This window comes from Frankia sp. CeRuru1 (assembly GCF_977966315.1).
On sequence record NZ_CDWWEW010000304.1, the window covers coordinates 1 to 6,361 of the forward strand.

Annotated in this window: 8 protein-coding genes; all 8 read left to right on the forward strand. The window is 67.7% G+C overall.

The features are described from left to right. Positions 1-229 precede the first annotated feature (229 nt). The gene (locus AC08OP_RS18625) at positions 230-1,921 is read left to right on the forward strand and encodes a hypothetical protein (RefSeq protein ID WP_476615360.1); all 1,692 of its coding nucleotides are present in this window, start codon (positions 230-232) and stop codon (positions 1,919-1,921) included. Between the two features lie 20 nt (positions 1,922-1,941). Continuing rightward, a complete protein-coding gene (locus AC08OP_RS18630) occupies positions 1,942-2,430 on the forward strand; it encodes a hypothetical protein (protein ID WP_476615361.1) in 489 nt (162 codons plus the stop codon). A gap of 293 nt (positions 2,431-2,723) precedes the next feature. Then, the gene (locus AC08OP_RS18635) at positions 2,724-2,954 is read left to right on the forward strand and encodes a hypothetical protein (protein ID WP_476615362.1); all 231 of its coding nucleotides are present in this window, start codon (positions 2,724-2,726) and stop codon (positions 2,952-2,954) included. A 12-nt stretch (positions 2,955-2,966) separates the two neighbouring features. After that, positions 2,967-3,281, forward strand: coding sequence for a 4a-hydroxytetrahydrobiopterin dehydratase (locus tag AC08OP_RS18640; protein ID WP_476615363.1), 315 nt, complete (start codon positions 2,967-2,969; stop codon positions 3,279-3,281). A gap of 571 nt (positions 3,282-3,852) precedes the next feature. Next, entirely contained in the window at positions 3,853-4,263 is a 411-nt protein-coding gene (locus AC08OP_RS18645; RefSeq protein WP_476615364.1) for a 6-pyruvoyl trahydropterin synthase family protein, read from the forward strand. Then, positions 4,263-4,991 (forward strand): 7-carboxy-7-deazaguanine synthase QueE, encoded by a 729-nt coding sequence (locus AC08OP_RS18650; RefSeq protein ID WP_476615365.1) that lies wholly within the window; start codon positions 4,263-4,265, stop codon positions 4,989-4,991. Before AC08OP_RS18645 ends, AC08OP_RS18650 begins: the two co-directional genes overlap by 1 nt. After that, positions 4,981-5,754, forward strand: coding sequence for a nucleoside/nucleotide kinase family protein (locus tag AC08OP_RS18655; RefSeq protein WP_476615366.1), 774 nt, complete (start codon positions 4,981-4,983; stop codon positions 5,752-5,754). Before AC08OP_RS18650 ends, AC08OP_RS18655 begins: the two co-directional genes overlap by 11 nt. Beyond that, positions 5,747-6,361, forward strand: a 615-nt coding sequence (locus AC08OP_RS18660; protein WP_476615367.1) for a 7-cyano-7-deazaguanine synthase, incomplete at its 3' end; no start/stop codon positions are given. The genes AC08OP_RS18655 and AC08OP_RS18660, both read left to right, overlap by 8 nt.

Consider the following 6,361-nt stretch of genomic DNA (forward strand, 5'->3'; position numbering starts at 1 on the left):
CTACGGCTTCACCGTCCTGCCGACCAACGCGATCGGGCCCCCCGACGGCACCACCTCCTTCGCCTGGCGTCCCGTTCTCAATTCCCTGCCAGCGCGTCGGCCCGCCGGTGAGATCTCCGCGCCAGAGGACCCATCGTGACCATGCGCCTATCCCACGACGCTGCTGCGCCTCGACCCGCGCATCATTCTGGACGGCGGCGCCCAAGTCCCGATGGAAGGAGGCTGTCTCATGCCCAGACCCAGTCAGCGTGTTGAACAGGACGAGTTGCGGGCGCGGATGCGCGCGGTCGGGATGAGCCACGACGAGATCGCGATCGAGTTCGGCCGGCGCTACCGGCTGCGCCCACGCGCTGCCCACCGCGTCGCGCACGGTTGGACCCAGCAGCAGGCCGCCAACCACATCAACACCCACGCCGTCCACGTCGGCCTCGACCCCCACGGCGCCGCGCCCATGACCGCACCGAAGCTGTCGGAGCTGGAGAACTGGCCGTTGCCGAACAACCGCCGCCGACCCACCCCCCAGATCCTCGCCCTGCTCGCCGAGGTCTACGACACCAGCATCCACAACCTGATCGACCTTGACGACCGCGAACATTTCGACCCCGCCGACCTGCTCCTCATCGACAAGACGTCGAAAACCGCACGGCCGCAGCCGGTAGAACTGTCGGGACAGACGAGGCGCCAGAGCGACAGAACCGATGCCGGCGCCATGGCGGAGCCCACCGCCCGGGAGACTCGATCGCTGGTGGAACTGTGCACGAGTCCCATCGGCCGCCTTCCCGAGGCAACGACAGATTTCATGGGATGGGAAACGGTATCGACGACAGAGGCGGTGAATAAGATCGCCAGAGATGATCTCTCCCTTGATCGCCGCGAGGCGGCTCGCGCGATGGCGGACGTGATCGTCGGCGCTGCTCTGCTTGAGGGGGCGGAGCGCTGGCTACATGCCATCGAGCCGCCCGCCGGGCAGCGTCGCACCGCAGGCGTCGGCGATGAGGAGATCGAGCAGATCGAGCTGGCCGCGCGAACCTTTCGGGCCTGGGACAACCAGTTCGGCGGTGGCCTTCGACGGAAGGCGGTCGTGGGTCAGCTCGCTGAGATCGCGGATGAGCTTCGCGACTTCTCGCATCCGCAGAATCTCACCCGGCGGCTGCACGGCGTGATGGCCGATCTTGCTGAGACCGCCGCGACGATGTCCTGGGACTCGGGGCAAGGGGGGATCGCTCAGCGTTACTACCTGCTCGCTCTTCGATCGGCCAAGGCGGCTGACGATCCCGTGTTCTGCGCGAACATCCTCGCTGGCATGGCGCGGCAGCAGTTCTATCTCGGCCGTACGACCGAAGGACTTGAGCTCGTCCGCCTCGCGCAGGACGTCGCTGGTGCTCGGGCGACTCCGGCGGTGCGTGCGATGCTGTTCACGCGCGAGGCATGGGCCTACGCCCAGCAAGGTCGGCTCTCCGCCTTCCAGCGCGTGACAGGCCGGGCGCAGGACGCTCTCCGCGACGTCGACCCGGGCGTTGAACCGCACTGGATCTCCTACTTCGACCAGGCGGAACTGGCCGGCGTCACCGGAGGTCGTCTCCTCGACGTCGCGCACCAGGCGCCCGAGTATGCCGACGAGGCAGCCACCTGGTTGAGCCAGGCCGTCCGGGCTCGGGGCGTCGGCAGCGTCCGCAGTACCGCTCTTGATCAGCTCGGGCACGCCGAGATCAGACTGGTGCAGGGCGAGTTTGACGAGGCGGCACGGCTGGGTCACGCCGCCGTGACGACGGTCGAGCAGACCCGGTCCAGCCGCGTCCGGGTCAAACTCGGCCAGTTCTATCGGCACGCCGAGACCAGGACATCCGCCCGCCCTATCGCCGAGCTGTGCGGGAGGATCGAACCCATGCTTCGGGTCGAAGACACGGCGGCCCGGATATGAGACGTGAGGAAGGTCAGGACTTGACCCGCATCGGTGTCACCGGCCACATGGACCTCACTCCCGCGACCGTCCCCCTCGTCCGGGCCGCTCTCACCGTGGTTCTCCTGCCGTACGCGCCGGACCTGACCGGTGTCAGCTGCATCGCGGCCGGCGCCGACAGCATCTTCGCCGACGTCGTCCTGGACATCGGCGGCGCACTCGAAGTGATCATTCCTGCCGCTGACTACCGTGCGAGGAAGGTCAAACCCGACCACGCCCCGCTGTTCGACGACCTCGTCCGCCGGGCTGCCACCGTGCGGGTCCTGCCGCACGAGGTCTCCGATCGGGCCGCGTACGAGGCGGCGAACGAGGCGCTCCTCGACACCGTCGATCTACTCATCGCGGTCTGGGACGGCCAGGCCGCCGTGGACCAGGGTGGCACAGCTGCCGTCGTCGCTCGTGCCCAAGCAAACGACCGCGCCGTCCAGGTCATCTGGCCAACCGGGGCAGCGCGACAGCGACACCTGTAATCCTGGCTTTGCTCGGACAGGCGGACCAGAGCCAGACCAGCGCCGAGCACGGCGAGGACCTCGACTGGCATCGTCTGATCAGCCATAGACAGGTCTATGGCTGCCGTGTAACCCAGCATGGCCGCTGGACCTCCTACCGCACGACCAAGAAGATCATTGTTGGCTGCCCGGCTTCAGCATGCCTTAGCTCTTGGACGCCGCTCGCTACCACACGGCAACCGTGGAACGGTTCGTTTTGAGGCGAGACGGATGAGAGATCACCCCTCGGGTCGGAGAGGAAGTGCGGTGTCGTCATGAGCAAGGTCGGCCAGCGGGCGGAGCAGGAGGAGTTGCGGGCGCGGATGCGTGCTGTGGGGATGTCGCACGACGAGATCGCGGTCGAGTTCGCCCGCCGCTCGCGGCGGACCTCGATGGAAACTGGATCGGTGCGGATTCGCCGTGAGCCGGCCGGCCTACGGCAGGCCGCAGAAGCCTGGAAGGGCACGGCCGTCGGCCGCGACCTCGACGAGATCTTCGTGCTCTAAAGGAGACCCGACGTGCCGGATATTCCCGTGCCCTTGGCCGACGACGAGATCGAGGCCCGGCTGCGCGAACTACCCGGCTGGACCCGCGTCGGCCAGGAGATCACCAAGTCCTTCCGCATCCGCTACCACGGCGGAGTCGCCCTGATCGTGCACGTCGCCGACATCGAGCGGCTCATCGGTCACCACGCGGACATCGACCTGCGCTGGGACAGCATCCGCTTCGGGATCACCACGCACGACGCCGGGCATCGGATCACCGCGGCTGACTTCGATCTCGCGCGGCGCATCGACACCATCGCCCAAGCCCACAGCGCGGAACCACTTTGACACCCCTGCCAGGGTCGCGCCTTTCTTCTGACATAGCCAGACATCGGACCATCGGCCCGCACTTGCGCTAGGTAAACCGTCGAGTCGAGTCGTCCGACTAGTCTCGCTCAACGCCCGATCCGACCTGGCGTGAGCCCTGGAGATTTCGATCGTCGACCCAGGGTGCGCTCATTTCAAACCTTGCCACTACCGTATCGACGACGGGGAGCGGGCGCAGAAGCGAAGAGTTCTGAACCGTCGAGCCCAGAAGATGCGGCCGCGCCGCGTGTCGTCACATCTGCTGCGCCGCAACCCCTGCGGTAGCGACGCTTGCGTCGTCACCGCTTGCCGCGAAGTCATCGACCGCCGGGTTGCCATTCTCCCTGGTCAGGACCTCGCGGAGCGGGGAACGACTTCTTCGTGGTCCAGGGAATGACCGAGGCAGGCGCACATCGCCATGCTGGTCTTCCTGTGATTCCGGCGATGGAGCAGCTGACGCATGCTGCGACAGTTCTCCACTCGGATAGTGCTGGCCCGCGACATGGCTGTGTGTCGCGGCCGGGATTCTTGGAGGGTGAGGATGGAGCGCGCAGTGATCGAAAGTCAGATATCCGGTGCGGCGACCTTTCGGATTGGGAAACGGTTCACCTTCGATGCCGCGCACCACCTGCCGAGCCTGCCTGCCGACCACAAGTGCTCCCGCGTTCATGGCCACACGTACACGGTGGAGTTCGTGCTGGAATCCTCGGAGCTGGCCGGGCCGGGGTTCGTCACCGATTTCGGTGATCTCGCCGTCGCCGGTCGTTATCTCGCCGAGTCGTTCGATCACCGTGATCTGAACGAGGTGCTGGATGTCGAGCCGACCAGCGAGGCGCTCGCGCAGCATCTGGCCGGATGGTTTCTGGCCACGGTGGAGCCCGGGGTGCATGGCCGGCTTGTGGCGGTGCGGGTGTCGGAGACGCCGAGGAGCTGGGCCGAGTATTTGATCGGGGAGTCGCGGTGATGCGGGCTTCCGCGGGTGCGCCGCCGCGTGCCGCGACGTCGCGTGGGCTTGTGGTCGTGGAGCGGTTCGGTCCGACGTTTCAGGGTGAGGGGCCGACGGCCGGCCAGCGGGCGCTGTTCGTGCGGCTGTCGGCGTGCAACCTGTCGTGTGCGTGGTGCGACGAGCCGCATACGTGGGACAGGAACCGGTTCGACGTGGACGCGCATAGCGAGCGGCTGAGCCAGCGCACGTTGCTCGGCTGGGCTCTGGACTCGCCGGTGACCCGTGTGGTCGTGACCGGCGGGGAGCCGCTGCTGCAACAGGCCGCTCTGTTTCCGCTGGTCGCCGCGCTCGCGCGGGCGGGACGGCAGGTGGAGATCGAGACGAACGGCACCGTGGAGCCGACGGCGGAGATGGTCGAGGTCGTCGAGCGGTTCACCGTCTCGCCGAAGTTGTCGGGTTCGCGGGTGGCTGCGGGCCGGCGGATCGTTCCGGCGGCGTTGACGGCGTTCGCGGGCTGCGGCAAGGCCGTGTTCAAGTTCGTGGTCTCCGCCGTCGGGGAGATCGACGAGATCGGGGAGCTGGAGGGTCGTTTCGGTCTGTCCTCGGTGTGGGTGATGCCGGAAGGCACTGACGAGCCGAGTGTGCTGGCCGGTATGCGGCGCCTGGCCGAGATCGCCCTGGAACGGGGCTGGAACCTCTCTCCGCGTCTGCACGTGCTGCTGTGGGGGAACGCCCGTGGCCGCTGACCAGCCCAGTTCCCTCGTCACGGCCGGTCCCACGGCTGGGCGCCTGCGCCCGCGCAGTGGTGTGCTCGTCACGGTCGAAGGGCTGTGGGGCGCGGGAAAGACGACCATGGCCGGGCAGCTCGGTCGCCGCCTGGCAGGGCACGGGTTCGACGTCGAGGTGGTGCATTACGGGCCGCTGCCGGGCGTGGTGGGTCGGCTGTCGCGCTGGCTGGAACGCGAGCCGCTGCGGACCAGAACGGGGACCGGCGGGTTCCGTCACCCTCATCACGCCACGGTCGACGTGTTCGCGCGGCTGTGCCGGGAGGCGTGGCACCACACCCACTTCTACCGGCCGGCGCTGGAGGCGCACGACGTCGTGGTGGTCGACCACGGCGTCTACTCCAAGCTCGCCTACTGCCTGACGATTCTCAGCGAAACGCGTCCTGACGTCACCGACAGCGCGCTGCTCGACCAGCTGCGGGGGTGTGTCGCCCCGTGGTTCTGTGTTCCGGACCGGGCGTACTTCCTGGACGTCCCGTGGCCGCTGGCTCGGGAACGGGCGATTCTGCGCGGACGCGGCGGCGGGGTGCCGGGCTCGGTGGAGCGTCTGCTGTTCCTGCCGCGGTTCGACGCCGCCTACCGGCATGTGGTCGCTGCCTTCCCCGACGTGGTGGTCCCCGTTGTCGTCGACCTGCGCGAGGCCGACGACGTCGCCGACGAGATCGAACACGACTTGCTGGCCTTGCTCGGTGTTCCCACCGTAAGAGGAGATCTTGGTGTCTGACGTGCTGCTGTTCTCCGCCGGGCTGGACTCGTTCCCGGCCTGGCACTATCTCGACAAACCCCCGGCGCTGTACTTCGACCTCGGCCACCGCTACCGCGACCAGGAACGGGCCGCGATCACGGCACTGGTCGACCGGTGTGGCATCGAGGTGAGCGTCAGCCGGGAACTCGACCTGTCGCGGTGGGAAGCCGACAACGCGATCATCCCGCTGCGCAACGTCTACCTCGCGATGCTGGCCGCGAACCGGGCCGAGCGGATCTGGTGCGTCGGGGTCAAGGGCGACGCGACCGCGGACAAGAGCCCCCAGGCGTTCCGCCAGATCAGTCAGATGATCACAGATCTGTCGGGACGGCCGGTCTGGCTCGACAGTCCGTTCTGGCAGATGACCAAGACGGAGATCGTCGCCTGGTACCTCGGCCAGGGCCTGCCGGCCGGCGACCTGCTGCTGACGTTCTCCTGCTCACGTACCGACACTGAGATGGCGCACTGCGGGCAGTGCTCCAGCTGCCTGCGCCGCTGGATCTCCCTGGTCAACAACGGCGTTGACGCGCCGTTCGAGACCGACCCGTGGACCTGGGCACGGGTCGCCGACTTTTACGTCCCCGCG

What these genes read in the sequence shown, in the direction of transcription:
- AC08OP_RS18635 (WP_476615362.1), top strand. Translation starts at nt 2,724, where the DNA reads ATGAGCAAGGTCGGCCAGCGGGCGGAGCAGGAGGAGTTGCGGGCGCGG.
- AC08OP_RS18650 (WP_476615365.1), top strand. Translation starts at nt 4,263, where the DNA reads ATGCGGGCTTCCGCGGGTGCGCCGCCGCGTGCCGCGACGTCGCGTGGG.
- AC08OP_RS18625 (WP_476615360.1), top strand. Translation starts at nt 230, where the DNA reads ATGCCCAGACCCAGTCAGCGTGTTGAACAGGACGAGTTGCGGGCGCGG.